At 59.5% G+C, this 24,941-nt stretch carries 21 protein-coding genes and 5 pseudogenes; 5 read left to right on the top strand and 21 right to left on the bottom strand.

What is annotated here, in order from left to right; translation table 11 throughout:
• Positions 1–189 precede the first annotated feature (189 nt).
• The 6 genes and pseudogenes from ACFLEY_RS09115 to ACFLEY_RS09090 all read right to left on the bottom strand — a co-directional run bounded on the left by ACFLEY_RS09115 (position 190) and on the right by ACFLEY_RS09090 (position 7,157).
• Positions 190–2,129, bottom strand: a pseudogene (locus ACFLEY_RS09115) (glycosyltransferase).
• Positions 2,126–3,508 (bottom strand): HlyD family efflux transporter periplasmic adaptor subunit, encoded by a 1,383-nt coding sequence (locus tag ACFLEY_RS09110; RefSeq protein WP_211434293.1) that lies wholly within the window; start codon positions 3,506–3,508, stop codon positions 2,126–2,128. Before ACFLEY_RS09110 ends, ACFLEY_RS09115 begins: the two are co-directional and overlap by 4 nt.
• Positions 3,509–3,672: 164 nt before the next feature.
• Positions 3,673–4,062 (bottom strand): EAL domain-containing protein, encoded by a 390-nt coding sequence (locus ACFLEY_RS09105; RefSeq protein WP_246740526.1) that lies wholly within the window; start codon positions 4,060–4,062, stop codon positions 3,673–3,675.
• A 908-nt stretch (positions 4,063–4,970) separates the two neighbouring features.
• Complete coding sequence (locus ACFLEY_RS09100) at positions 4,971–5,267, bottom strand: transglutaminase family protein (protein WP_246740525.1); 297 nt, start codon at positions 5,265–5,267, stop codon at positions 4,971–4,973.
• Positions 5,218–5,796, bottom strand: a complete 579-nt coding sequence (locus ACFLEY_RS09095; RefSeq protein WP_246740524.1) for a transglutaminase N-terminal domain-containing protein — start codon at positions 5,794–5,796, stop codon at positions 5,218–5,220. The genes ACFLEY_RS09100 and ACFLEY_RS09095 overlap by 50 nt, the downstream gene beginning before the upstream one ends.
• Before the next feature lie 207 nt (positions 5,797–6,003).
• A pseudogene (locus tag ACFLEY_RS09090) lies at positions 6,004–7,157 on the bottom strand (AI-2E family transporter).
• Positions 7,158–7,392: 235 nt separating this feature from the next.
• Here ACFLEY_RS09090 and ACFLEY_RS09085 point away from each other — a divergent pair.
• Positions 7,393–7,635, top strand: coding sequence for a hypothetical protein (locus tag ACFLEY_RS09085; protein WP_129557372.1), 243 nt, complete (start codon positions 7,393–7,395; stop codon positions 7,633–7,635).
• Between the two features lie 665 nt (positions 7,636–8,300).
• Here the strand turns inward: ACFLEY_RS09085 and ACFLEY_RS09080 are convergent.
• The 6 genes and pseudogenes from ACFLEY_RS09080 to ACFLEY_RS09055 all read right to left on the bottom strand — a co-directional run bounded on the left by ACFLEY_RS09080 (position 8,301) and on the right by ACFLEY_RS09055 (position 11,486).
• The gene (locus ACFLEY_RS09080) at positions 8,301–9,044 is read right to left on the bottom strand and encodes a DUF1236 domain-containing protein (RefSeq protein WP_202633196.1); all 744 of its coding nucleotides are present in this window, start codon (positions 9,042–9,044) and stop codon (positions 8,301–8,303) included.
• A 568-nt stretch (positions 9,045–9,612) separates the two neighbouring features.
• Entirely contained in the window at positions 9,613–9,792 is a 180-nt protein-coding gene (locus ACFLEY_RS09075; RefSeq protein WP_060912692.1) for a hypothetical protein, read from the bottom strand.
• 286 nt (positions 9,793–10,078) lie between these two features.
• A complete protein-coding gene (locus ACFLEY_RS09070; RefSeq protein ID WP_161533471.1) occupies positions 10,079–10,306 on the bottom strand; it encodes an exopolysaccharide biosynthesis protein in 228 nt (75 codons plus the stop codon).
• A 91-nt stretch (positions 10,307–10,397) separates the two neighbouring features.
• Positions 10,398–10,484, bottom strand: a pseudogene (locus ACFLEY_RS09065) (hypothetical protein); the annotation flags it as partial.
• Positions 10,485–10,764: 280 nt separating this feature from the next.
• Positions 10,765–11,010, bottom strand: coding sequence for a hypothetical protein (locus tag ACFLEY_RS09060; RefSeq protein WP_041955327.1), 246 nt, complete (start codon positions 11,008–11,010; stop codon positions 10,765–10,767).
• A gap of 125 nt (positions 11,011–11,135) precedes the next feature.
• Positions 11,136–11,486 carry a phasin family protein gene (locus ACFLEY_RS09055; protein WP_060908807.1) on the bottom strand — a complete coding sequence of 117 codons (351 nt, stop codon included), beginning with the start codon at positions 11,484–11,486 and terminating at the stop codon, positions 11,136–11,138.
• A gap of 429 nt (positions 11,487–11,915) precedes the next feature.
• Between ACFLEY_RS09055 and ACFLEY_RS09050 the strand changes: the two genes are divergently transcribed.
• From ACFLEY_RS09050 to ACFLEY_RS09040, 3 genes and pseudogenes are all read left to right on the top strand, one after another.
• Positions 11,916–12,122: a hypothetical protein gene (locus tag ACFLEY_RS09050; RefSeq protein WP_396604616.1), complete on the top strand. Its 207-nt coding sequence runs from the start codon at positions 11,916–11,918 to the stop codon at positions 12,120–12,122.
• A 54-nt stretch (positions 12,123–12,176) separates the two neighbouring features.
• A protein-coding gene (locus ACFLEY_RS09045; RefSeq protein WP_129557324.1) for an IS3-like element ISRj2 family transposase occupies positions 12,177–13,306 on the top strand; the annotation gives its coding sequence in 2 pieces (ribosomal slippage) (positions 12,177–12,429 and positions 12,429–13,306; 1,131 coding nt in all).
• A 294-nt stretch (positions 13,307–13,600) separates the two neighbouring features.
• Positions 13,601–13,957 (top strand): annotated as a pseudogene (locus tag ACFLEY_RS09040) (transposase); the annotation flags it as partial.
• Positions 13,958–14,780: 823 nt separating this feature from the next.
• Here ACFLEY_RS09040 and ACFLEY_RS09035 read toward each other — a convergent pair.
• The 6 genes and pseudogenes from ACFLEY_RS09035 to ACFLEY_RS09010 form a co-directional block, all read right to left on the bottom strand.
• Complete coding sequence (locus tag ACFLEY_RS09035) at positions 14,781–15,194, bottom strand: hypothetical protein (RefSeq protein WP_161533448.1); 414 nt, start codon at positions 15,192–15,194, stop codon at positions 14,781–14,783.
• A gap of 31 nt (positions 15,195–15,225) precedes the next feature.
• Positions 15,226–16,728, bottom strand: a pseudogene (gene actP, locus ACFLEY_RS09030) (cation/acetate symporter ActP); the annotation flags it as partial.
• A gap of 9 nt (positions 16,729–16,737) precedes the next feature.
• Positions 16,738–17,802 carry an IS630-like element ISRj1 family transposase gene (locus ACFLEY_RS09025; protein WP_026192128.1) on the bottom strand — a complete coding sequence of 355 codons (1,065 nt, stop codon included), beginning with the start codon at positions 17,800–17,802 and terminating at the stop codon, positions 16,738–16,740.
• Between the two features lie 19 nt (positions 17,803–17,821).
• Entirely contained in the window at positions 17,822–18,004 is a 183-nt protein-coding gene (locus tag ACFLEY_RS09020; RefSeq protein WP_211434345.1) for a hypothetical protein, read from the bottom strand.
• On the bottom strand, positions 18,001–18,342 hold the full coding sequence (locus ACFLEY_RS09015; protein ID WP_246740521.1) for a DUF485 domain-containing protein: 342 nt from the start codon (positions 18,340–18,342) through the stop codon (positions 18,001–18,003). The genes ACFLEY_RS09020 and ACFLEY_RS09015 overlap by 4 nt, the downstream gene beginning before the upstream one ends.
• Positions 18,339–19,589, bottom strand: a complete 1,251-nt coding sequence (locus tag ACFLEY_RS09010; RefSeq protein WP_211434346.1) for an FAD binding domain-containing protein — start codon at positions 19,587–19,589, stop codon at positions 18,339–18,341. The genes ACFLEY_RS09015 and ACFLEY_RS09010 overlap by 4 nt, the downstream gene beginning before the upstream one ends.
• Positions 19,590–19,747: 158 nt before the next feature.
• Between ACFLEY_RS09010 and ACFLEY_RS09005 the strand changes: the two genes are divergently transcribed.
• Complete coding sequence (locus ACFLEY_RS09005; protein WP_249163486.1) at positions 19,748–20,452, top strand: TetR/AcrR family transcriptional regulator; 705 nt, start codon at positions 19,748–19,750, stop codon at positions 20,450–20,452.
• Between the two features lie 181 nt (positions 20,453–20,633).
• Here the strand turns inward: ACFLEY_RS09005 and ACFLEY_RS09000 are convergent, their stop codons facing one another.
• From ACFLEY_RS09000 to ACFLEY_RS08990, 3 genes are read right to left on the bottom strand one after another with little or no spacing between them, the layout of a single operon-like run.
• Positions 20,634–22,856: a molybdopterin cofactor-binding domain-containing protein gene (locus ACFLEY_RS09000; RefSeq protein ID WP_161533446.1), complete on the bottom strand. Its 2,223-nt coding sequence runs from the start codon at positions 22,854–22,856 to the stop codon at positions 20,634–20,636.
• A complete protein-coding gene (locus tag ACFLEY_RS08995; RefSeq protein ID WP_202633138.1) occupies positions 22,853–23,344 on the bottom strand; it encodes a (2Fe-2S)-binding protein in 492 nt (163 codons plus the stop codon). The genes ACFLEY_RS09000 and ACFLEY_RS08995 overlap by 4 nt, the downstream gene beginning before the upstream one ends.
• 40 nt (positions 23,345–23,384) lie before the next feature.
• Entirely contained in the window at positions 23,385–24,689 is a 1,305-nt protein-coding gene (locus ACFLEY_RS08990) for a cytochrome c (RefSeq protein WP_161533444.1), read from the bottom strand.
• Between the last annotated feature and the right edge of the window lie 252 nt (positions 24,690–24,941).

The raw sequence follows: 24,941 nt of genomic DNA, 5'->3' as shown, positions 1-24,941 counted from the left end.
GCGAGCGCGTTGGATATCAAAAGGCCCTGATCTGCCGCGACGCTCTCCGTTGCGGCTCTCGGGCATCACGCTCCTTGCCGCCGATGAGCGCTGACATCATGCTAGGACAGCCATGTTGTCCAACCCTTTCCATGCTGCCACCCGAGTGGCCGCGAAGCCTTGGGCCAACGACGTCGCCAGCATACGCAGTCACCCGAAAATCCGCATCATGATTGCTTTGCCAAGGGGGGCGGCGCGTATGCCGGTGAATGCGGTGACGTAGTCACCGGAATAGAAAGCTCGAATGAGATCGACGCGCGTGTTGAGGGTCTCATCGAACCGGATCGCAAATCCGTCCGCGGTGCGCCGCACGACAAGAGCGGCGACATTTCTCTCTCGAAGAGTGCAATGAACGGCAATCCCGACAGGTGGGGGATTGTCGCTCACGAAGCGGGCACCCGTGATCGACATGTCTGCCAAACGGTAGACGCCCGGCCGCCCACCGATATTGAAAAGAACCGGCTCATCTCGCTCGAACCGCTCGGCCTTCCGCCGCCGCGGCTGCTCGATGGACACCAAGCAGACGATCGTCAAAATGATCGCATTGTATAAACTCCAGGCCAGCGCCAGGCCACCATAGGCGATAATGTCGCCTTGCGCATGAAGCACGAAGGCATAGGCGATTCCCGCGAGCGTAATCGCCAGTGCCGTGCCGTATACCCTGAGCAGCGGCCATTCGATGAAGCGTTGATCGCGATCCCCGCCCTTTGCGGTGACCTTGAATTTGTGCCCGTGCGGCTTGAGCAGCCCTGTCGCAACGGCTTTAAGAACTGCCGGCAGAGCAATATATTGGGCGACATCCGACATCCCCGCCATGGACCGTCCGCGGGAAATCCAGGCCATGGTGAGTGAATACCAGAGATAAAGCGGCAGGAAATATCCGAGGAGTTCGGAAAGATCCGCCTGGACGGCTTTGATGCCGAACAGAAGATAGAGGCTCGGGACAACGAGACCGAATACCTTGACGACATAGGTCGAGGTCCAACTCATGAATGCTTCGATGAGAGACAGCCTATCGATAACATCCAGCTGCGATCTTCGGGAAAGGGGACCACTGCGCCCCCGCAAGATTTGCATGAAGCCAAGACACCATCGGCCGCGCTGAGTGATGTATTCCTTGAGTCCTTCCGGGGCGAGCCCCAAGGTCAGACGCTCGTTCAGGTACACCGTGCGTGCGCCAATTTCCTTCAGCCGCAGCGTCAATAAGTAATCTTCCGTCACGGAATCGGTCGGAAAGCCGCCAATCTTCACGAGGGATGAAAATCTGATGACCGACGATGTGCCGCAACAAAATGCCACGCCCCAAGCGTCCTTGGACGGCATCAGAATATCGAAGAAGAAGCGCTGCTCGTCCGGCCAGACCTTAGTCGCAGCCAGGTTGGTTTGGATCGGGTCCGCATTGATGAAATGCTGAGGCGTTTGTACCACGCCTACGCCCTGATCGCGGAACAGGCACATCGCGCGGGCGAGGAATTCGGGCAACGGAACGAAATCGGCGTCGAGGATCGAAATGAAATCAGGGGGATCGGCGAGCCCGACCACGTGCCGCAGAGCGTGGTTGATGTTGCCGGCCTTGGCGTCCTTGTTGTCGGGCCGCGCCAGATAGCGGCAACCGAGCGTGCAAGCTTTTCGAGCCAGTGGCGCCGCCCGTCGTCTAGCACCCAGACACGATAGTTCGGATAGTTCATTCCAGTGGCGCCAATGATCGTGCGCTCCAGGATAGAAACTTCCTCGTTGTACGTGCAAATGAACACGTCGATCAGTGGAACGTCCCGTCCGGCAAGCCACCGCCTGTTGGCTTCGACTTGGGGCGTTCGATCGGTCGTACGGCTGAGAAACAGCAGCGACAGTGCACTCGCCGCGAGCGATGCAGCCTCGGCGATGAGGAACAGGGCTCCCACGACGAAATCGGCGGTCCAGCCGACGGGCGGGACCGTGGACCTAATGCGCCATCCAAAATAGCGGATCATGAGCAGCAACACGATTGCGATCATCAGCGAACGCGCCGCAGAGTTCTCATGCCGGAGCCAGGGCAGGATGGCAACGCAGAACCCGAGCGCAATAAGGCCCGGTGTCAGTGCGGGGATCATGGCTTTCTCGCATTATCTGCCGAGAAGATGACGCGTCCGGTTCGCCCGACCGGACAATCGTTGGAGCCATCGTTGAGGCCGGGGACCGAAATCGTGGCACGATACGGTTCCTTACTCAGCGCATCGGGGTTGATAGCGAGGTTCGCTGCGGCTCCTGCAGAGCCGGTGAGATTGACGACGGTGCCGGCCAATTCGGGCCCGTCGTCGCTCGGTCGGAAATGCGCGACCGAGCCCAGTTGCAGGCTGTTATACACTCTCTCCGTGACGTTCGCTGTCACCACGGCGCCGGAACAATCGAGTAAACGAATGAGCGGTTGGCCGGCCCGGACATCCTCTCCTGGCGCCGTCAGGATCTCCCAGATTCGGCCGGCAACGGGGAACTTGATCTCCGCCTCCGAGCGGCTGATGTAACGGGATCGCTCGGATTCAATCTCGCCGTTGAGCCACGAGATTTGCGCATCAGCGTGTGCTACGTCCGCGGTGAGCCCTTCGGCCCGCTGCCGCATTTCCTCCTCACGTTGCACCGAGCTCGGGCGATCGTTGTAGCTGTCGCCGAGGAACGTGCCGTCGCGCGCGGCGGTGAGCTCAACCTGGGTCGCGTCCAGGCGGCGTCGCGCGCCGATCTCGGTCTGCAGCGCGATGGTTTGATCCCGTGTCAAGCGCCCGAGCTCGACGGAGGAAACGCTGCCTGATTTGATAAGCGACGAAGCTCTTTCCACGGCGGCCGCCGCTTCTTCGCGACGCGCCGCGGCCGCTTCGATTGAGGTTTGGATTTCGGCGATGCGTGCTTCGAGCTGACGAATCCGCCCCTCCGTGAACAGGGCCGCCTGACGCGCCAGATCCTTCTGCGCCGCGCGGGCGGAAGCTATCTTCGAAACGAGGCTTGGCCTTTCGTTTTCCAGGCGAGATATTTGACTGCGCAGATCGTCGAGCCGCACGCGGTCGCCGCGCGGGTTGACGACACGAAGGATGAACGTGCCCCCGGCGACGATGCCTGGATCGCCCGACAGACCGGATCCGGATGAAATCTTGCCGTCGATCGGCGACCTCAATGTCACCAGTCTCGAGTTGACGACGGCTTCGACGCTAGACGTCTGGAAAAGCGCTCTCAGGGGCAGCCACCCGAATACTGCGACGATGGCGATGCCCGCGGCGGCCTTCACAAATCGCAGAGGTGTCCGGCTCGACTTGGATTGCGCCACATTCGCGGCCGGAGCGTCAGTTCCGGAGGCATCGGTCTTGCCGGGACTAAGATGCGCATCCAACTCGCGCTGCGGACCGTGCGCGCCGTTTGCTCCGTCAATCGATTCCGTGAGAGGTTTGGCGGACTCTGGGCCGCCGCCTTCGGGTGTCGAGTTGAAACGCGGTTGATTTTGCATGATAGGCCTGATCACCAATGCGCAACCTCGGCGAGAGATGCAGCCCCGCGGAAAAAAATGCGATGTTGGTGTGACACACGCTAACTGAAACATGAGAATTGTCCGCAATAGCGGACCGCCAAGAGCCGCATCGGCCCCATAGAGGCGCAGGTCCGTGTCACCGTTCAGCTGTTGCGTTGACGAGGTGCAGCTTGGTCACGGGCGAAGCCGGCGGCATTGTCTCCGCGAAGCCCGCCAAAATGCTGGCACCGAGCTCCGAGGCGGGGACCGGCCGGCCGAAGAAGACCCCCTGGACCTGGGCACCGTCGGCCGTGTCGAAAGAGCCAGCCTTCGACCCTCACTCGCATGTGCAACTCGCGTCCGAGCGCGATGATCGCTTTGACCATCAGCCCGACCCGGCGATGGGAACCGTCGAGGCCCTGCATGAAGGTTCGATCGATCTTGATCTTATCGAACGGAAAGCGCCACAGATAGCTGAAGCTCGAATAGCCGGCCCCGAAATCGTCCATCACGATGGCCACGCCCATCGCCTTGAGCGTCAGGAGCTGCACCATGATCGTTTCGGCAGACTGGTGCGGAGCTACTCTCGATGATCCTCGGCGGCGACTGTTCCCGGGTTCCATCCGACTTTCGACTATGGCGGACCTTCGGCGCGCGGACGTCGACAGGGTCGATTGGAGGCGTCGACGCCGTCTACGATTCTGAGGGGCGGAGGTTCGAATCGTTTCGGCCGCGCCACCGCCCAATATCTGCCCAACCCGCTCAGGGAAACGAGTCCGTTGCAGATCATTCTTTCCGGGCAAATCGCATCGATGCAGCCGAAATCGAAATCCCACCGCACGCCCCAAGACATAACTGCAGAATGTTGATTCGAGGGCCGGACAAAGATGTTCGTCTCGCTATTCCAGATACGGCGTCAGCACATCTTCGATCCATTTCATGAATGCGCGGACTCGGCGCGACAGATTGCTCCGGTGCGCTACGACGAGGGACACGGCGAGCGCTCGGCGACGAAAATCGGGTATGATCTCCACACCGCCCAACAATCGAAGTGGACTCCGGCGTGATGGAACGCGTGTGGTGTCGCACGGGCACCGCGGCAGCGAAGCCATTCCTTTATGAGGAACTAAAGTGGCTGAGCCGACCAGAACTCAAATCGACTTTGCAAAGGTGATGACCAAGAAAAAGCGCAGCGTCCTGAACTCACTTGTGATGTTTGATTGTTACATGAGCGCTAGCGAAATCGAAGACGAAGAACTGAGAGATATCGTTCGTCACCAACTTGCCCGTTACACTGTGAAACCCCGGTATCGATGGCCGCCTGTCTTGGGGTGCAACTGATGCCGGGCGGACCATCTCCCACATGATTCAAGCAGGAACAATCTAAGACGGGAGCGGGTCCCTCCGGGGACCCCGCCCCTACGGCACAAACGCGCCCCGAAATTCCGCCAGCCCGTTCGCGCTATTCTTGGGTTGACACGGTTGACAGGTTGACATGCAAACGCATCGCAGAGCCAACTTTTCGAAATAGATGCCGGAGCGGCGACCGCGCACGGGGGTTGTCGCGCGCCATGGAAAACTGCCCCCTCGGCGTCATGAGGAATTGCCCCCTCCTTGGATAGCCGGTGATAAAGCGCGCGGCGAAGCCCAAACTGCGCGCAGCTTCAATCATCAAAACGGCAAAGTCCCGACAGGTGCCTATCCTCAGTTCAAGTGTTGTGGAGAGAGTTTGAGTTCCTGGCGCCGTGCGGGCGGTCATACGCGAATCCATCCGAGATTGCTTCATTGAGAGTCATCAAGACCCGGCCCGTCGGGTGTCTCGGTCCGCGCGTGAGAAACGTGTCCAGCCATCGGCCGACATCGTCTTCCGGGTCGGAGAACCATCTCTGAACATACGGTGCCAGGTCAGGCGCCTCTTCTTCATGATACGCAAATGGATGGTCTTTCGCGTTATCTTCAATTCTGAAGTCCGGGGCGTTCTCCGGAGTGTGATCGACCTTGATGACACACTCGAATCGCAAGTAATCGCTCGCACAATCAAAATCGACGTGCGCAACGCAATTTCCGAAGACATCATGAAGCCATCTCACCTCCGAGGGCTTGGGCGTTACATCGAGCGAAAAATTGATCAGTCGTTGATCGAAACTGTCCCGCGGGCGCGCCATCAATTGATGCCGGCCGAGCCTTATCCTACGCCTGTACTGATATGTTGTAATATGCCGGACGATGAAGATCGCCATGATGTCGTTACAGGTGCTCGTCGACGAAGGGTTAAGGGTCACGATCACGGAACAATCGCATTCCGACGGGAATAGCATCTGAGCAAGCTAAAAAATGGGGGGTGCGAAACCTCGGAGATCGTGGTGCATGCGACGCCAGGACCTCGCGCGCCGCGGCTTTAGTCGCGAGGTCGAGATCAGGTGAGGTGACACCGTCGGCCGATTCGTCACACACGCTGCCGTTGCTACGGGTCATGCAAACCAGCGGTAATGCCGCTATTCCCCTTCGAGGAAGTGCCCCAGGGCCTTGAGCGGGCGCAACCTGTCACAGATGATCTTCAGAATCGCCAGCATCGGGACGGCCAGGATCGCGCCAAGCACGCCCCACATCCAGAACCAGAACACCAGCGACAGGATGATCAATACCGGATTCAGCGTGAAGCGCCGCGCCAGCAGCATCGGCGTCAGTGTTTCGCCCTCAACGAGGTGAATGCCAAGGTAGAGAGCCGGCGGCAGCAATGCCCACCATAAGCTTTCGAAGCTCAGCATTCCGACCAGCACGAAGATGCAGACTCCGAAGAGCGGACCCAAAATCGGGATGTAGTTGAGCAGGAAGGCTGCGGTGCCCCACAACAAAGGGTCTCCCAGGCCGCAAAGATACATCGCGGCCGCCGTCGCGACACCCACCGCGGCATTCATAGCCGTGATTGTTAGCAGATAGGCCGATATGTCCTCCTGGATCTGCTGAGATATGTCGACAGCTTGTCGCTTGTTGCCAAACGTCGGCAGGATTTCAACGATGCGTCGAAGGAATATGTTGCCCGCTACCAAAAGAAAATAGAGCACCAAGACCGTCGTAAACAAGCCATCGAGTACGGAGCGAGTGCCTGCGAAAAGTACGCCCGTTATGCCCAGATCGCGGCGAACCGAAACAATCGAACCCCGGCCAGGGGGGCATCAGCAGCCTGCTCGGCCTGTTGGATTACCTTTTGCAACGCTTGGATCGGCCCGCTTATGACCCGCAGGTGTGCTTCTAGGCGCGGTATGCCCTCGGGCAGCCGCTCAGCCCAGGTCGTGGCCGGTACCGATAACGCCGCCACCATACCTACAAGCGCTCCAATAACCAGGAAGACGGTCAGGAGCGCTCCGACAGCGCGGGGTAGATGCAAACGCCCCAAGACGCGGACAGCGGGTTGAAGCAGGAGATTTAGCACGAGGGCGAGCACGACGGGAAGGATGATCGAGCTTGCCACATAGAGTGCCGCCAAGACACCCAACGCGAACAAACCACCGAGAAAGAACGTCCGCGGATCGGACGGCAGCGGCATCTCCGTCTCGTCGGCGGCCTCCGTCGCCGCTGCATGTGGCTCCGACAGATCAACATCCAGCGGGAAGGAAGGACGCTGTGATGGCGGTATGCCGGCAACCATGGCTTTCCCTCTGAATGTGATCGCTTCCGGTGCCGATCATAGCCTTTCAGCGACCCGACTTCGTCCGGAAGGTGCGTGAGGTAAGCCTACAAAGGAACAAATTCGAGAACTGAGCAATATTGACCAGTAGTCACCGCCGCCGGGGTACAAACTACCTCATCACCGCCCTGTCAGTGGCAGCTTTCGGTGACTGAGAGTCCGGTAGCGCTCTCGCCTATGACGTCAGGGGAGCATCATGTCTTCTGTCCACCGGTTGCCAACCTTCGAGCAGCGTCACAGCATTGAGGAGTTCATCCAGATAAGGCGCGATATGTTGCGCTATGCCCGCTCATTCCCGCCGGGGGCCGAGCGCAATCAGCGGCGACAGATTGCCTTATCCCTTCGAGCCCTGTTCAAGAACAAGGAATGGCTGAACGCCCATACATGGGAAGGAGCAAAGCGGCTCACTGATCGTCCTTCGCCTTCCCCAGTGAAATAGGGACAGCTTCAATTTGAACTCTCCACAAGATCGTGCCGGCTGCATTGGATGCGGTTCGCCCTTGCGATGATCAAGCCGGCGAAACGGGTTGTATTCACTTCGGACCGAACTCCCCGCGGCAACATGCGATCAGTCGCAATCGCTTCCGCGGTTGCGGCATCACAATCCTGAATTCTAGCGATAGATCCTTGCTCCGCTCTGTAGGCGGCGCAATCAAGCGGGACATGAACCCAGTTAAATGGCAACGAGGACGGTTTCGTCGGCGCTGCACCTTGCGCAGTCAAAGGTGCGCAGATCAAAACCAGGTTTGTCCGGCTCGATGCAGACCAACCTCATCGGTGTGCGGCATGTTGAGCAGCGACGAATTCTGAAGTCTGAAACACCAAAACTTGGATTGGATTGACTCGACAGCATGATACTCCCCTTAAGACTCAGGCGGGAGCGCGACACTCTCAGTCACCGATTGTTGCCTATGATGGGGCGGTGATCTAATTAATATAGTGTTTTGGCTCCATCCACGCTGGTCAACATTGCTCGCTTTCGAAAGAAAGGCTCGAAGAGAACAAAATAGGACCTCCAGCGGCGGTTGGCTCAGAAAATAAGGGCGGCTCTTAAGCCGCCCTCTGGTTTCTCGTAACTGCCTGTCGTGCGCTCGGCGAGTTCGCTTAACCTTCGATGATGTAAACGATCTCGTGGGTGCGCGGGCGAAGGATGATGTACTTGCCGTGCACCAGGATGAAATCGTATCCACGCCATTCCGGATAGATTTCCACGATACGTGATGGCATCGGGTAATAGCGCACACCGGCCGGGACAGCCGTTCCGACTGAGAGATTAAAGTTCACATTTGTAGCTTCCTCGACCTTCTCTTGCTTGATGGCCGAGGTTATCTGGGTGCGCTTCTCAGCGGGAGGCGCTGCTGTCGCCGAGGTTGCAGCATTGCCTGTCGTCCTACTGTCGGGGGTCGAAGGCCTGGTCTCGGCAGTCGGAGTTTTCAACACCTTTGATGTGGCGGTCGACTCAGACGATTTCGTCTTGCTGTCGGCTTTCATCTCGCTCGCCGCCTTGCCGTCAGAAGGCGACTTCGTTTCGGCGGTCGGATTCTTCACGTCCTTCGAAGTGGTGGTCGGAGTGATCGACTCTGACGCCTTCGACTTGCCATCAGCTTTCATGTCGCCAGTCGTTTTTGCATCCGGCTTGCCCTGCGCATGTTGAGGCGCCACGTCTTTTGGCCCGGCGCCGGGGCTTGCTGTCTCGGCTCCCTTTGCCGCCGGTGCATTCATCGGCGCCGCAGTATCACCCTTAGGCGAAGCGGCAGCCGGAGATTCCTTCGCTGCTCCTTGATTGGCGCCTTGAGCTGTCGCAAGCCCGGTCGTGGCCAATAAGGCCGCAACGGCCACAGACACCATTAATGACTTTCTCATCTGATTTTTCCAATTCAAATTGAATCCATGCCGACGAAGGTCGGCCATAGAGTGGAACGGCCCCAACAGACTATAGTTCCGCTTCTATCTTGGGTTGGGAGATGTATTGGGAAGTAATGCGAGTGATCGCGTCGATCACTGGGCTGTCGCCAGAACCTTCAACCCCTGTGTGCGCTAAGTCATTTCTTGGGCTCGACCAGTCGCCAAGCAACGAGGAAACCTCTCTGCTCTCGCTCGGACCCACCCGGAAAGGCCGGAAAGGAATGGGCGTACTAGCAAAGAGCGATCTGGCCAAATATAGACCCGCATAAGCAACGCCATATCAGGAACGTTCAGGTTAAAACGAAAGGCTGATCTTGCCGTCGGTGCAAGCCTGCGTGAAGCGACAAGGAGAATCCGATACGGAGCGAACCTGCACGCACCTGGCGGTGGCTGCGTGTCATTTCAACAGAATTCTGTAGGGTACCAAACCCGGCGATCTGCGGGAGGGGGAGACACAACGGTTTTCGAACTGGCGATGAAGCGGCATGCTTCGACGCGACCACAAGCAAAATCAAGGCGACCATCTGTCCTGCTCTTTACGGCAATCGTCTTCGTTGAGACGGTCCGCGATATCCTCTGCGATGTCTGGCGTTTTCGCCTTGGCGATTGGCTTGCCGTCCGCAGTCATTAATTCGTCGCCCTCAACCTCAACCGGAAAGTCGTCGGGCTTGAGGGGCTTATCATTTGGCATTGCACCCTCCCACGTTAAAGGAAAAAGCCGCCCGGGCATTACGCCGAGCGGCTTTTCGAGCAACTGCCAGTCGCCCGGTTCTGTTGCTGGAATGACAACATCGATCCGAAGGAAAGGTTTCTCCCGCCAGCAAGGTTATTCTTTCCCGCTTCGGTTCCGTAGCTCCGCTGGTCGTGTGGTCGAGCGAAGCAGCGCTGATGCCTTTGTTTGCGGCTTCAAACGGTCCTCCGGACAGAAGCGACGCGAGTATTGTTGGCGCGGCCAACAAGCGGCATCGCACGGTTCGTTACCAGCGACAGGTCGCTACCAGAGATCGATGATCCATTTTGCGCCGACGACCGTCTGCCAAACTACCGCCGTCGCGACCGCACAAATGGCGGCGGCCAGCAAGGCGATCGAGAGACAGGACCCCATCCTCCTCGAGATAGGCAAGGGAGATCAAGGCAATCACCAAAGCGGGGACGACGTTGCTCAGGGGTATTGGAATGAAGACCAGAGTAGCGCTCAGTACCACGACGAGCCGACCAGGCGCTTGGTTGCCTCCAACGGGTGCGCCACCGTGGATGAACCACCTTCTCAAGATATCTGAGCACCGGTAAGGATCGCTGCACCACAGCAGCGAGGTGTTTCGTCGGCAAGGAACGAGTGGCGATGCGGCGTGGAGAGACCGGAGCGGGTTTGCCCGCGATCATCTGGAACGCGGGAATCGTGAGTAGCAGGCCAGCTACGATCGAGAGCCCGGTGCGAGCGCGACCAGCGCGAGCAGGATCATGATGATCCCGAAGGATCGCTTGCGAAGGCCGTGCATCAGCCAGCCCAAGGTGAAATGGTCCGCTGCAGCACGACGGAGGTAGTAACAAGCCCTATCGGGTCAGCTGGCGGTCTCGACATCAGAATAGCGTCTCCTGGCCTCTTGATTGGCAGGCCGATGTCTCCGTCTCGAAGCCGAAACCGGTCGCTCCGTTGGTTGTTTTAAGTGCCATGCTGCCGATAGTCCACCGGGGTCAATCCAAGGATAGCACGTTCACATAGTTTGTTGGCGTCCCGCTCGCCGCTGCCTGCAGCCTGCAAAATACCCCTGGCAATAATTTCGCGATCTACCTCCAACTGACCGATATTCTGAAGTGTTCGACATGCCAGGTCGTAGGCCTGATTCACGGCGGTTACCTGCTCTGGATCAAAGGACAACTCTTGGAAAAGCGGATTAGGATTGGACATAATGCTCCTCGTAGCAAACGCGAGCGCAAGCTCTCAGCTGCCAGGATTAGACGGATTAAGTGATGATCGGAAAAAACCTCGCGATGAGCAGGGTATTTGTGCTCTGACACACCGCGGGGAACGATTTATCGATTTGTCGAGGTCATCTTTGCAACAAGATCACCGAATGGCTTGTAGGACTGCTTGGCAAGATCGCTGTACAGTCCGCCAATCTTCTGTGACTCCGTAACGAACGTCTCGTAGGCCGTCTTGGCGAAGACGGTTTGAACTTCAATCGCCTTGTCGAGCGATTTCACGCCAGAGAGCTTCTCAACGAACAGTTTCGTGTCTTCAAACGACTTTTTCGTGTAGTCACCGTAAGCAGTGGCAATCGCCAGGAAGGCGTTAGATGACGCAGTCCCTGTATCGATTTGTTCGTTACTATTCTGCTGGTGCTCGAAATTTTGATTCGAATGAATCTGATTTGCGTTCGACATTTTTTTGAACTTTCCCTTGTTTGTTTAACAGTGGACCAATGCCGCGCGCCACCAATGGTTGCTTCGGAATCTCAGTTCTCGCTTTTAATTAGGCGGTGCTTGTATGTTCGTACGATGATCACCAGGCGCAGTTTGCCGGGTAGCGCCGAGCGATCGTAGTCGACTCCGCCGCAATGCCAACGAGCGAAACGCACCTTAAGGTGCAGAATGTGATTTGGGCAAACCGGCTGATTATCTGCCGCGCGGGTGTCGAGAAGGGCCGCAACTCACGCTACTCTCGCGCCGACGAGATGATCGAATGAGTAGCGCAATGTTTGAGCGCGGGTGTCCACCGCCTCTCTGAGACCTTGCGGGGAGATGATTTACTGTTCCGTCGCTGGAACCAAAGTCACACCGCGTTATTGTTCACCAAAACAATGGAGGAACATCATGATTTCCAAATGTCTTGCAATAGCATTCCTGGCTATCGCGTCGATGACCGGCGCGGCGGCGGCGCAAACAGCCACAAACCAAGCGGCTTCGACAACCAGTGCTACCACGCACAAGGAGGGTGAATGGCGCGCGTCCAAGCTCGCCGGCGTCGATGTGTACAATGAAGCAAAAGAGCTGGCCCCGCAAATTCGGACAGTAGCTTGAGTGGATTTTCTGCCTGACAGCGGCGAGGATTCTTGCTGCGAATCAGGAGCGAAGATGACGAAGAAGAGCCGCCGGACGCATTCTCCGGCATTCAAGGCGAAGGTTGCTTTGGCTGCGGTCAAAGGCGACAAGACACTGGCGGAGCTGGCGCAACTGTTTGATGTTCATCCGAACCAGATCACGATCTGGAAAAACCAGCTCCTGGAAGGCGCCGCCGGCGTGTTTGGGCATGACAAGACATCGGCCGAGACGCCGGTCGATTTGAAGGCGTTACATGCCAAGATCGGCGAGCTGGCGTTGGAAAACGATTTTTTGTCCGGCGCGCTCACCAAGGCGGGCCTGCTGAGCGCAAAGCGATGATCGACCGCGGTCATGATCTTTCTATCGTGCGCCAGGCGAAGGTCCTGAAGCTGGCTCGCAGCACGGTCTACTATGAACCTCGGCCAGTTTCGGCCGAGGACCTTGCCTTGATGCGTCGGCTCGATGAGCTGCATCTCGATTATCCCTTCGCGGGAGCGCGTATGCTGCGATCGTTGCTGCGGCGGGAGGGCGTATACGCCGGTCGCCGCCACATCGCGACGCTGATGAAGCGCATGCGGATCGAGGCGGTCTATCGTCGCCCGAACACGAGCAAGCCGGCTCCGGGTCACAAGATCTACCCGTACCTGTTGCGCGGATTGAAGATCGAGCGGCCCGACCATGCGTGGGCAATGGACATCACCTACATTCCGATGCGGCGTGGCTTCGTCTATCTCGCGGCGGTCGTCGATGTGTTCAGCCGACGGGTCCTGGCCCATCGCGTCTCGATCACAATGGAGGCGGCCTTCTGCGTCGAAGCGGTCCAGGAGGCGTTGGCGAAGCACGGCAGGCCCGAGATTTTCAACACGGATCAGGGCAGCCAGTTCACCAGCCTCGAGTTCACCGATGTGCTGCTGGACGCGAAGATCGCCATCAGCATGGACGGCAAGGGCGCCTGGCGCGACAACGTGTTTGTCGAGCGGCTCTGGCGCACGGTCAAATACGAAGAAGTTTATCTCCGCGCCTACGACAGCGTGTCCGAGGCGCGAGCGTCAATTGCCAAGTATCTGGCCTTCTACAATCAGGGACGCCCTCACTCGAGCCTTGACGGGCGCACGCCCGACGAGGCTTACTTCGGCACGCAAGCTATGGTGATGGCCGCATGACCGTCGCCGACGGTTTTGTCGTCGCTCTGGTCGGGCTACGCCCTCCCGACGCAACGACAAAACCGTAAAGCCCCGCGTTCAGCATAACCCGGCAGGAATCCACTTAAATCCAGCGGGGCGCTGTCCAAACAACCGGGGCCAGCTCTATCGCGAGAACTTGACCGTCTTGAATTGGTGATCGAGCAGATCAAAGTGATCGAGGCGGAGCGCGATAAGCTTCTGGCGTCCGAACGGAAAGAGGCAAATAGCGCCATTTCCATGCTCGAGAACGTGCGTTGTATCGGACCTGAGTTCGCATCTCTGCTCTGGACGGAAGGCTTTTACAGGCACTTTGACAATCGCCGACAAATCGCGGCTTACGCGGGATTAGCACCAACACCGTGGCAGAGCGGATCCGTTGATCGTGATCAAGGAGTGTCGAAAGCTGGCAACCCGCGGTTACGCACCACGATGATACAGCTGGCCTGGCTCTGGCTGCGCCATCAGCCTGATTCTGCGCTAACCCGCTGGTTCCGGCAGCGAGCAGCATCGAGTGGTTCTGCCCAGCGCAAGAAAATCGTTGTCGCACTCGCCCGCAAACTACTCGTTGCTTTGTGGAAATATGTGACGGTTGGCGTCGTGATTGACGGGGCGAAGCTGAAGAATGCGTAGAAACTGCTCCACATCGTCATCTACTGAAGCCTGATCAGCTTCAGCAGATCCAGGCGGGCGAACCGGAAGTCTTCTTTGGCTTAAACAGCCGAGTATGAGGATGGTAGCGCCTTCCTGAGCCCAGCCCATCGAATGCGGGAATGTGGTGCCGCTGCTTGGCGCAGCGACCGGATATAAGGTTGTCCCGGCTGTTTACCGGTCGAGGAAAGACCTGGGTTCACCTGGATACTGGAGGCCAAACTAATGGAGCAAAACAATGGAGAGCCGATGGCTTGACCAATCATCATATAAGGAGATTCAGGAGCTATTCGCACGGGCTCGCACCGTTTGCGGCAAGGGATGGAAGCATCACTCTGTCGTTGACCGACAGCAACAAGGTGGTCGACGACCTCGATCACGACGGTCGCCTTGTTGGCACCTACATAAACACCGTAACGCGTCTCCGGATTCGCTCCCTGGCGCCGTTAGGCTTGCGCGGGCCGAACTGGCGGACGTGTCCGTCGATCCAAAGCGATCCCCCGCCGACTGAGCGCGCAATGCTAAACCGACGGCTTGGTGCTGGACCCACTCCTGTACTCACATAGCGGAATGCGCCGCGGGCATGTGCTTTCGGCGCGTTAGTGAGGCCCGTACGCACTGTCGTCGGCAGAAACGACGCCTCGGACACCGGACGGCTCCAAGGCTGGGAAGAAGATACACCTTAAAGCTCGCCTGTCTTTCTAGACGCGGTTTATGTCGACGCACATGGCCAACGGCGCCGACAGTTTGGCAACCCGTAGCGGGCTTACGGACCGAACGCCTCTCGCTGCCGTCCGCTGTCATTTCACGAATTCTTCGTCCCGATTTCCAGCGGCACGTTCGCGCTGTCAAGAAATTCGACGGTGGTGAACCACAAGTCCGCATCTCCGACGTTCTTGAGGTCGTGGATCTTGTACTCGCCCTTTCCGTAGACGAAGTGACGCGTCTCACCGGCCGAGTAAACTGCTTCGACGATCGTTCCGTCCTCCGCATATGACCGCGCCCGCCCCGGCGTGACTGCAGTCCAGAAATAATCAAGCACATGACGGTGAAAGCCGATGCGTTCGCCCGGCGCAAGTCGTATTTCCCAGACACGCACGCGCTCGGTTTCCGATAGGAGGCGGGTCCCTACCCGCCCGTTGAACTGATTGGTGTCGAATTCCTTCTGAATCGCATCGGACCAAGCGACCCTGCCCGTTTTGGCCAAAGTGGTTTCCATTATCGCACCTCCGTTGTTTAGCGATGAACCGTCATTCGACGGCCAGGCCCGTCTGGGCCCGAACGTGCTGCGCTCCATACGATGCGCGGACCGATGCCGCAGCTGCGCTGCGGTCCAGCATCGACACGACCCAAGACACCACGAAGGCCAGCGGAACAGAAACGAGCGCCGGGTTGTCATAGGGGAACGGTGCGGCACCGAGCTTGAATGTGGCGGTCCACACGCCGGGGCTGAGAGCGACCAGCCCGACCGATGCCAACAGACCGGCGAGCGAACCGGTCACCGCTCCCCGTGTCGTGAGGTTTGGCCAGACGATCGAAAGAAGGATAACCGGGAAGTTGGCGCTCGCGGCGATCGCGAAGACCAGCCCCACCATGAACGCAATGTTCTGGTTCTCGAACAGGACGCCCAGTGCCATCGAAAGAACGCTGATAGCGACCGCGGCGGCCTTTGAGACGAGCACTTCCTCGCGCTCCTTCGCGCGCCCTCTGCGGATGACGCGTGCATAGAGATCATGGCTGACGGCTGAAGCGCCCGCGAGCGTCAATCCCGACACGACCGCTAGGATGGTCGCGAATGCCACTGCGGAGATGAACCCGAGCAGCAGCGACCCGCCGACGGCGTCCGCCAGATGGAGGGCCACCATGTTGACGCCACCCAACAAGCCACCCGACGGATCACGGAACTGCGGATCCGTCGAAACGATCGCGATGGCGCCGAAGCCGAGCACGAAAAGCAGACTGTAGAAGACGGAGATAAATCCGGTCGCAACTAGAACCGAAGTTCGAGCTTGACGGGCGTCGCTCACCGTGAAGAAGCGCATAAGGATATGCGGTAGACCGGCCGTGCCGAAGATCAGGGCCAATCCGAGGGAAATTGCAGACACCGGATCCTTGACGAGACCGCCAGGAGCCATGATCCCGCTGGCCTTTGGGTGCAGTGCTACGGCCTCCCGGAAGAGCGCCTCTAGGCTGAAACCAAAGTGACTGAGAATCAGAATTGACATCAATACCGATCCCGACATCAACAGGACAGCTTTGATGATCTGCACCCAGGTCGTCGCGAGCATTCCTCCGAAGGTCACGTAGACCATCATCAGTACGCCCACGATGCCGACTGCGTAGATGTAAGGGAGCCCGAACAGTAGCTGGATGAGCTTCCCGGCTCCGACCAACTGAGCGATCAGGTAGAAGACCACGATGACAAGGGTGTTGACGCCGGCGACCGCCCTCACCGGCACCTCGGAAAGGCGATACGCCGCGACGTCGGCGAACGTATAGCGGCCGAGGTTACGCAGCGGCTCCGCGATCAGGAACAAGATCATGGGAAAGCCGACGAGAAAGCCTATGGCGTAGATCATGCCGTCATAGCCCGACGTATAAACGAGCGCCGTAACACCCAGGAAGGTCGCCGCAGACGTGTAGTCGCCTGCGATCGCGAGTCCGTTATGGACCCCCTTCAGGCCGGCACCGGCGGCGTAGAAGTCCCTTGCGGTGTTCGTACCTCGTCTGGCGGCCCACCACGTGATGCCTAGTACCCGGAATCAGAGCTGAGTGATACGGCGGCCTTTGAAACGGCGTTGACGGACCTTTTTCTTGGTCCAGACGAAGGGCTCGGCTCTGTCGTTGTATGCGTTGACGTAGGCATCGATGTGTTCCTGAAGCTGCTTGAGGCTCGTGAAGGAGGTGCCGCTGAGCGACTGCCCCTGCAAGATGGAAAACCATACTTCGACCTGATTGAGCCATGACGCACTTGTCGGCGTGAAATGAAATTGCACGTTGGGGTGGGCCTTGAGCCAGTCCTCGTTCTTTTTATGGGTGTTGAGGTTGTCGAGGATGACGTGAAGCTTGCGGTTCGGAAAAGCCGCGGTGACGCTGTTCATGAAATCGAGAAACTCGACGCGGCGCCGGCGTTTTGAATGGGTCGCGATGATCTTTCCGGTGGCGACTTCGAGCGCCGCAAACAATGTTGTGGTGCCATGCCGCTTGTAATCGTGGCTTTGGCCGGTCAAGGCGCGGCCATTGGGCAACTTCAGATAACCCTGCGCTCGCTCCAAAGCCTGGATCGAGGGCTTCTCGTCCACGCACAGCACAATGGCCTTCGCCGGCGGCGCGACATAGAGGCCGACAACATCGGCGGCTTTGGCCGTAAAGTTCGGGTCGTTGCTCTCGCACCAGGACTTGCGAGCCACCAGGTCAATCTTGTGGCTGCGCAGGAACCGCCAGACATATTGGACATCGACATCGCCCAGCGCCTCGGCCAGCAGGGGGCCGGTCCAGCGCGCAAACCCTTGCGGTGGCGGCTTATCCAGCAGCTTCAGAATCCGCTTGTCGGTCGTCTTCGTATAGATCGGCTGCTTGCCAGGCCGCGGCTTGTCTTGCAGCCCTTCAAGGCCATGGTCGGCATAGCGATGCCGCCAAAGGCTGACAATCCGCGGCTGGACCCCAACTTCCTTGGCGATCGACCGGGTGCTGCGCCCATCCGCCGCCAACAGAACTATCCGCGCCCGCTTCAAATCGCGCTGCAACGTCACCGGTGAGCGACAGCACGCCTCAAGCACCTTGCGATCTTTCCTCGAAAGGTGGACTTCTCTTGCTTCGGGTATCATCCCGACCTTGAATCACGACTCACGTTCCAAGAAAAGTGGGTACTAGACTGACGGCGACGAAGCCGAGAAACATGGCGATCGCGGTCGCATTCAGCGATTGACGCGCGCCCGTCGTGGATGCCAGCGCATCGGCCGCGGCGGGACTTGAAATGACCACGGATGCGACAGCGACGAAAGCCGCGTAAACAGGGCGTACAATCATCGGATATTCTCCCGCAGAAGTTGATTGAGGCGATCAAAGCGGGAATTGGCCCGTCGGACGTAGAGGGCCGTGAGCAAGAAGCCCAAGGCGATCAGACCGACTCCGATCAGCACCCCCCAGGTGATGACAGTGCCGTTCCAGAGCGGATGGCCTAACAGGCCCGGCCGGAACGCTATGGTCAGGATGTAGGCGAAGTATGTGGCCGCCATGACGACCGACATACCGACGCCGAGGCGTGCCCGCTCGCTGGCGAGCTGTCGGAACGCCGGATTGTTCTGGATGGCTTGCAGATCCATTGGTTGGTCGTCCTCCCTTTCTGAATTCTTGAACTTTGTCACGCGGCGATTCCTGTGGTGACGGCGGTCTCAGCCATCACCGCCTCGGGACTGCGATGACGTTCCGCCATCCTCCGCTCTTCTGCGGTCGCGATCTGGGCCTGCATGTAGGCGCCGAGATCGCGCGCCCGACGAACGACCGCCGAGCCGAACGGGAGCCGCACCGATTCGAATTTCGCCAGCGCGGCTGAGAGATTTCCTGGATGGTCCCGCAGCGCGTCGACGAGGGCGGCTGCGTCTCCCGCAGCTTTCGTCACCCCCATTCCGACGTGCGGTCGGGCCACGAAGGCGGCATCGCCCAGGATCACCGTTCGGGGTCCGAGCGCCATTCGCGGCGTCTCGAGGTCCAGGATCGCCTGTATGAACGGCTGACGCGTGAGGCGAACGACCTCGGCGAATTGCGGCGCCAGCAATCGCTCGGCGTCTCGCCGCATCGAGGCGATCACCTCCGGACGAATCCGGGTCGGCGGAATGGATAGTTCGTGGCGAACGCCGTCGATGTCTGTCAGGAGATCGGCCAGTCCGAGATCAGCATCGGCCGGGCGGTACCAAACGAAGTTGTAGCGCCGCTCGCCGACGCCCATCTCTTCGTTCACCCCGGCTACGGGATAGCCGAGCATCTGCTCCCCCGGCGGGAGGCTGAAACCGAACCAGTCGCACAATTCCGCGCGGGTCCTCGGGGACAATTCCCGTTCATCGACCAGGCCTCGCCAGGCGATGTAGCCTGCGTATCCGGGGCGGACTTCCGCAGCGAGCTGGGACCTGACGGACGAAAAAATGCCGTCGGCGCCGATCAACAGATCCCCGGAAGCCTCGGAGCCGTCGGAGAAGCGCGCCGTTACCCGATCCCCCACTTCGGTCACTGCCACTAGGTTCCTGCCGTGATGGTAGTTCTCAGTCGGAAAGGCCGCCCTCAAAAGCCCGTAGAGATGACCCCACGACGTAAGTACCTGACGCAGCCCGAGTTCGCCCTCGATGCGTCCGCTGCGGTCGAGCACCCGCCGGCCCGGGACGGCTACTCCAACGGCGGCCGCTTCGGTGTCTATGCCGGTCCGTCCCAACACGTCGAACAATTCGCGGTGCGTAACGATCCCCGCGCCTCGGCCGGCGAGTTCGGCACCGATGCGTTCGTATATGTCGACACTCCAGCCTTCCCGTCGCAGGAGCAACGCCGCGAACAATCCAGCCATGGAGCCACCGATCACAAGCGCTCTCGGCTGCGCTTTGCTTGTGCTGCGATCGTTGGTCATAGGCGGCCTCCCTTCAATGCAATCGGACGGTCGTCAGATCGTTATTTATCGTTTGATCAATTATTGCGGCGGCATTGACGGGAGTCAACGATTATTTATCGTTTGATAAATATAAAGTGATCGGTTTTGGCGGCCCGGGCGAATTGGGAGTACGGTGTATGACTATGGAAAATGGCACTCCAGCCGAAGAAGCAAATGTGAAGAAATCCATCGGTGCTCGTCCCAAAACACCCGTCCGAGAGCAGCAGCGGCTAGACCCGTCCGAGCGCGAGGCGATCATCGCACGCGAGGCGGTCTCCTTCTTCGCCGAGCATGGGTTCGAGGGGCAGACCCGCGAGCTCGCCAAGCGACTGCGGATCACACAGCCCCTGCTCTACCGATACTTCCCCAGCAAGGAAGCCCTCATCGAACGAGTCTACCAGGAGGTCTTTGTCGGGCGCTGGAAGCCGTCATGGGAAAAGGTCATTGCCGACCGTTCCGTTCCCCTCAAGATGAGGCTGACCCGGTTTTACCGCGAGTATGCCGAAGTCATTCTCACGTACGAATGGATCCGCCTGTTCATGTTCGCGGGACTGAAGGATCTCGGATTGAACGCCCGCTACCTGAAGATGCTCCGCGAACGCGCATTCGAAAGGGTGATAGAGGAAATCCGGTTCGAATACGGACGTCCGTCCACCCGAGAGGTGCCGACCACCGTCCTCGAGATCGAGATGGTATGGGGACTTCATGCGGCGATCTTCTATCTTGGAGTGCGTCAGTTCATCTATTCCATGCCGCTGGAAGCCGACGTCAATTCGATCATTGACGCGAAGGTGACGACGTTCCTTGGCGGCATCCGCTCCGTTCTGCCGGCGAAATTGTGAACTCGACACTGCAAACTCGCAGTCGCTGGGCGTTCCAGATCTCCATAGCGCCGCCGTGAGATCGCGACGCGAAAGATGAATAGATCCTAGACATGGCCCGACCTGGCGCGCTTAATTCGGCCCGCGCGGCTGGTGCCAAGCGGGTCACCTCCGGTCGTGTCGAGCTGGCCTCGCGTTCCAATCACGCACCAATCGCTTTTCTTATCCGCGCCGACGTGATCGGAAGTTGAGAGAACCTGACGCCCGAAGCATCCCTGATGGCATTCGTCAGCGCAGCCCCCGTCGGACCTTGCGCGGCCTCGGCGACGCCGTAGAAGCCGTCGCCCGGGCGATCCACCAGATGGACTTCGACGCTCTCTGGGACGCTGTCGAATCGCATGATCGGATAGGACGACCAATCCACGGATGTGATACGGGTGCGATCGAATCTGACCTGCTCGAAGAGCGTCCAGCTTGTCGCCTGCAGGATGCCGCCTTCGATCTGATTGCGGACGCCGTCCGGATTCACGATCTGCCCGGTGTCCACGGCTGCCACGACCCGACGAACGCGAACCGCGCCGCTCGAGCGGATGAGTTCGACCTCGACCGCCACCGCGCACCAGGCTTCGAGATTCTTGTACCTGGCGAAGCCGAACCCGAATCCGGTGCTTCCGGAAAGTTTTTTCCGTCCGCTCCACCCGAAGCGCGAAGCTGCCGTTTCGATGACGGACCGTGCGCGCGGATCTTCCATGTGCCGGAGTCGAAACGCAACGGGATCCTGCCCCGAACGGACTGCCAATTCGTCGAGCACGCTCTCGATCGAGAACACATTCAGATAGCCGCCCAATGAACGCATCGACGAGCCGCGCAAGGGCATGTCGGGAAGAAAGTGGCTGATCACCTTGCAGTTCTCGATCGCGTAGAGCGGAATCGCGTTCCGGTCGCCGCCTCCCTCGGGCTGCGCGAGGGCGACAGGAGGCGCCGGCGGGAAGGCGTTTGCCTTCAGACGCGCAGCGATCAATGTCCCGGGCGGACCTGGCCGCATCATGTGCGACTGGCTCCAAACTTCGTGGTGCCAATCGGCGATCGCGCCGTCGGCTCCGACCGTGGCCTTGAGCTTGACCACCATGCCGGGCCCGAACGGATCCCACGCGTGCTCCTGCTCGCGCATCAGTTGGATCCTGACCGGTCGGCCTGGGACAGTGAGAGCAAGCATAGCGGCGTCGGCCGCGACGTCATCTGCGCCGTTCTGGCCGTAGCACCCCGCGCCTTCGGCGTGCACGCAGCGCACATCTTCGGTCCGCATTTTCAACATGCCGGCGATCGCATCGCGGAGGAAGAACACGCCTTGGGTATGGGTCCAAACCGTGAGCTTTCCCTCCTCGAACGTCGCAAGAGCGCACGCAGGTCCGATCGATCCGTGGGTGAGATAGGGCCTGCTGAAGGTGCCATCGACCGTGATGCCCGGCTTACCTGGATTTCCGCTGTCACGAATCGTCGTGTCGCGCGACGGGAGATTCATCAGCGCGGTCGGCAGATCTTTCTCGTCGGGCAGTTCCTGTTGCTCGATCCACGTCGTGGAGGCCGCCAAGTTTCGCATCGCCTGGACCGCGGTCCATTCGCTCTCCGCGACGACACCAAGGAAGTTTCCGTCTCGCACGACCTTGACGATCCCGCTCATCCGCTCGATACGCGCCACATCGCAGTCCCGGAGCGTTGCGCCATAGCTCGGCGGGCGAACGACGCGACCGTGCAGCATCCCCTCCGGGCGAAGATCCTGGACGTAGGCCGCTCCCCCCGTCACCTTGGCCGGAAGGTCGATTCGCGGAACCGGCCGGTTCATGACGGTGAAGTCTGAGGGAGGGGTCAGATGCGATATCTGACCGGCGTCGACAGCCAGCAGCTGATCGCGCACCAATTCGCCGAAGCCGAGGCGCCTACCGTCCTCGCCCGACACCTCGCCGCCATGCACCCGCAGCGAGGCGGCAGGTACATCGAGCCTTCGGGCCGCCTCTTCGCGGAGCAGTTCGCGCGCCTGGGCTGCCGCATGCCGGATCGCGGTGCCGGAATCCTGCATCGAGTGGCTGGCGGCCGTGTAGCCTTCGTTCGGCGTTCGCCCCGTGTCGGCCGTGATCAGAGAAAGCCTGCTCAACGGGAGCTTGAGTTCTTCGGCAGCGATCTGCAAGAGCGCCGTCTTGAGACCCTGGCCGAGTTCGGCCTTTCCGGTAAGAATCGTGGCCGCGCCTGAAGCGTCGATGCGGATCCAGGCGTCGATTCTCGGAGTATCGTCCAGGCTTCCCGGTAAACCAAGCTTCGAGGGACCTCCCCCCGTACCGGTTTCGGTCTGTGCATGCGACCGGGATATTTGGAAGGCGACGACGAGGGCGCCGGCCAGGACACTGCGACGCGAAACCGTTCTCGTCATCGCCTTGTCCTTACTTCGACAGTAGTTTTCGATCGCAATTCATCCGCGGCTCTTCGCACCGCTCGCAGAATGCGCATGTGCGTCCCGCATCGGCAGAGATGGGGCTGCAGTTCCGCCTTGATCGACTCGTCGGAGGCATGCGGATCGCGATCGAGTAGCGCTTGGGCTCGCATCATCATGCCCGGGATGCAGTAGCCGCATTGTGCGGCCTGTTCCTCGATGAAAACGCGTTGCATCGGACCAGGTGCGTCCTGGCTCCCGATCCCCTCAAGCGTTGTCACCTTACGTCCCTCCAGAACCATCACCGGCGTCACGCAAGAGAATATCGCCTTGCCGTCGACGATGACGGTGCAGGCACCGCACTGGCCTAATCCGCAACCGAACTTTGCGGCGTTAAGACCGAGTTCGTCCCTGAGGACGTAGAGCAGCGGCGTATCGGCGCTTGCTTTGATCGTTCTGCTCTCACCGTTGACTATCAGAGTTGTCATAATGTTGCGCCGAGCCTCCTTAATCCTTGACCGATAGCCCTCATTGTCCGCCTCTTGCTTCCGCGACCGCTTTTTCCAGCCCGTCCCACCGCTGCCTTCCCGCAAGTCGGGTGCGCAGATAATTCGCAAGATCCGAGATCTGTCGGTCGTCGAGAACTTCACCGAAACCGGGCATGATTGGGCGCGCGGAAGCGCCGGCGGCCGCCGGGATTCCCCGTATCACGAGGTTAACCAGGTTGGCTGGCGTCGCATCGGCGAGCGCGGTGGAGAGATCGAGTCTCAAGCCCCCCAACGGCACTGGTCTGTCGCCTTCGTGACACGAAGCGCAGACGGTGATGTAGATCGCGCCGCCAGCCTCGGGCGGGATGGCAGGTGTAGCCGCCTGCATGCCGGCCGCCTGCGGCAGGCGGCCCGGCCCGGAAGCAACCTTCTTGACGTCGTCCCGCCCCTTCCCCTTTCCGAGAGAGGCGAGATAATAGGCCATCGCTCCCACGTCCGACGGATCTACCTGGGACAGATTGTCGACCACGTTCGCCATGGGGCCCTGGGCGGTGCCATGTTGCGGATGGAAACCATGCGCGAGATAATCCACAAGGGCGGCTTCATCCCACGCGGCCGGTGCCGGCGAAGTTCCGCCAAGCGCATAGGCGCGCCAGCCTTCGGCCTCGCCTCCGGAAAAGCCGGAGGATGTCATCTCGGCTCCGAGGAGATTTCGAGGGGAATGGCAGGCTCCGCAATGGCCCAGTCCGTCAACCAGATATTTTCCCCTATTCCATTTCTCGTCCTTCGACGGGTCGGCGACGAGACGCGCTGGATGCAGAAAGAGAAGCTTCCAGCCGGCCAGAGTGAGACGGACGTTGAGAGGAAATGGAAGTTCGTTGGACGGCGCCGGCGACTTAACCGGATCGATCGACATGAAGAAGGCGTACAACGCCTTGGCATCATCGTCGGTCACGCGCGCGAAGTGCTCGTAGGGAAACGCCGGATAGAGATGGCGCCCTTCGCGATCAACGCCAGACCGTAGAGCGCGAATGAAAGCCTGCTCCGACCAGCTACCTATGCCCGTCTCCGGATCCGGCGTGATGTTCGTGGAGTAGATCGTTCCAAAGGGCGTCGGCATCGCGAGCCCTCCGGCGTATGGGAGTCCGCCCGCCGCGGTATGGCATGTGGCGCAGTCTCCGAGAAGAGCGAGACTTGCGCCACGACGAGCCAATGCGCGATCGGGCGTTACATGCGATCGAGGATCGATCGGAGCAATAGGCGATTCCCACGCATATAGAAGCGCCGCCGTTCCGCCCAACGCACTGATCGCAAGTAGCGCGAAGAAGACAAACCTGAACTTCATCACCGTTCCTTCATCGAGACCCAGGACATATCAGGGGACGCCGCGCGACTTCTTTTGAGTTTCATGCGCGGCTTGCACGATTTCCAGATCGCTGCTCGACGAGCCAGTCCAAACCACGCTCACGGAATCCAATACGACCGCTCGTTCACGGAGTAAGAGGCGTGGGTAAGGGCCTCGCTTCAGGACGAATGCGAGGCTGCGGATGACATCGCTCCGTAGGATCTTAGTGCTCACGTGCCCAAAACCATATGC

The organism is Bradyrhizobium sp. YCK136, from assembly GCF_044570075.1.
Taxonomy (GTDB): domain Bacteria; phylum Pseudomonadota; class Alphaproteobacteria; order Rhizobiales; family Xanthobacteraceae; genus Bradyrhizobium; species Bradyrhizobium diazoefficiens.
Note: the sequence above shows the minus strand (reverse complement) of the source record. Positions and strands in the feature narration are given on the sequence as shown.

Coding starts and splice junctions, on each gene's coding strand:
- ACFLEY_RS09110 (WP_211434293.1), bottom strand. CDS start 3,508: ATGCAAAATCAACCGCGTTTCAACTCGACACCCGAAGGCGGCGGCCCA.
- ACFLEY_RS09105 (WP_246740526.1), bottom strand. CDS start 4,062: ATGGTGCAGCTCCTGACGCTCAAGGCGATGGGCGTGGCCATCGTGATG.
- ACFLEY_RS09100 (WP_246740525.1), bottom strand. CDS start 5,267: ATGACCGCCCGCACGGCGCCAGGAACTCAAACTCTCTCCACAACACTT.
- ACFLEY_RS09085 (WP_129557372.1), top strand. CDS start 7,393: ATGTCTTCTGTCCACCGGTTGCCAACCTTCGAGCAGCGTCACAGCATT.
- ACFLEY_RS09080 (WP_202633196.1), bottom strand. CDS start 9,044: ATGGTGTCTGTGGCCGTTGCGGCCTTATTGGCCACGACCGGGCTTGCG.
- ACFLEY_RS09075 (WP_060912692.1), bottom strand. CDS start 9,792: ATGCCAAATGATAAGCCCCTCAAGCCCGACGACTTTCCGGTTGAGGTT.
- ACFLEY_RS09060 (WP_041955327.1), bottom strand. CDS start 11,010: ATGTCCAATCCTAATCCGCTTTTCCAAGAGTTGTCCTTTGATCCAGAG.
- ACFLEY_RS09055 (WP_060908807.1), bottom strand. CDS start 11,486: ATGTCGAACGCAAATCAGATTCATTCGAATCAAAATTTCGAGCACCAG.
- ACFLEY_RS09050 (WP_396604616.1), top strand. CDS start 11,916: ATGATTTCCAAATGTCTTGCAATAGCATTCCTGGCTATCGCGTCGATG.
- ACFLEY_RS09035 (WP_161533448.1), bottom strand. CDS start 15,194: ATGGAAACCACTTTGGCCAAAACGGGCAGGGTCGCTTGGTCCGATGCG.
- ACFLEY_RS09025 (WP_026192128.1), bottom strand. CDS start 17,802: ATGATACCCGAAGCAAGAGAAGTCCACCTTTCGAGGAAAGATCGCAAG.
- ACFLEY_RS09020 (WP_211434345.1), bottom strand. CDS start 18,004: ATGATTGTACGCCCTGTTTACGCGGCTTTCGTCGCTGTCGCATCCGTG.
- ACFLEY_RS09010 (WP_211434346.1), bottom strand. CDS start 19,589: ATGACCAACGATCGCAGCACAAGCAAAGCGCAGCCGAGAGCGCTTGTG.
- ACFLEY_RS09005 (WP_249163486.1), top strand. CDS start 19,748: ATGACTATGGAAAATGGCACTCCAGCCGAAGAAGCAAATGTGAAGAAA.
- ACFLEY_RS09000 (WP_161533446.1), bottom strand. CDS start 22,856: ATGACGAGAACGGTTTCGCGTCGCAGTGTCCTGGCCGGCGCCCTCGTC.
- ACFLEY_RS08995 (WP_202633138.1), bottom strand. CDS start 23,344: ATGACAACTCTGATAGTCAACGGTGAGAGCAGAACGATCAAAGCAAGC.
- ACFLEY_RS08990 (WP_161533444.1), bottom strand. CDS start 24,689: ATGAAGTTCAGGTTTGTCTTCTTCGCGCTACTTGCGATCAGTGCGTTG.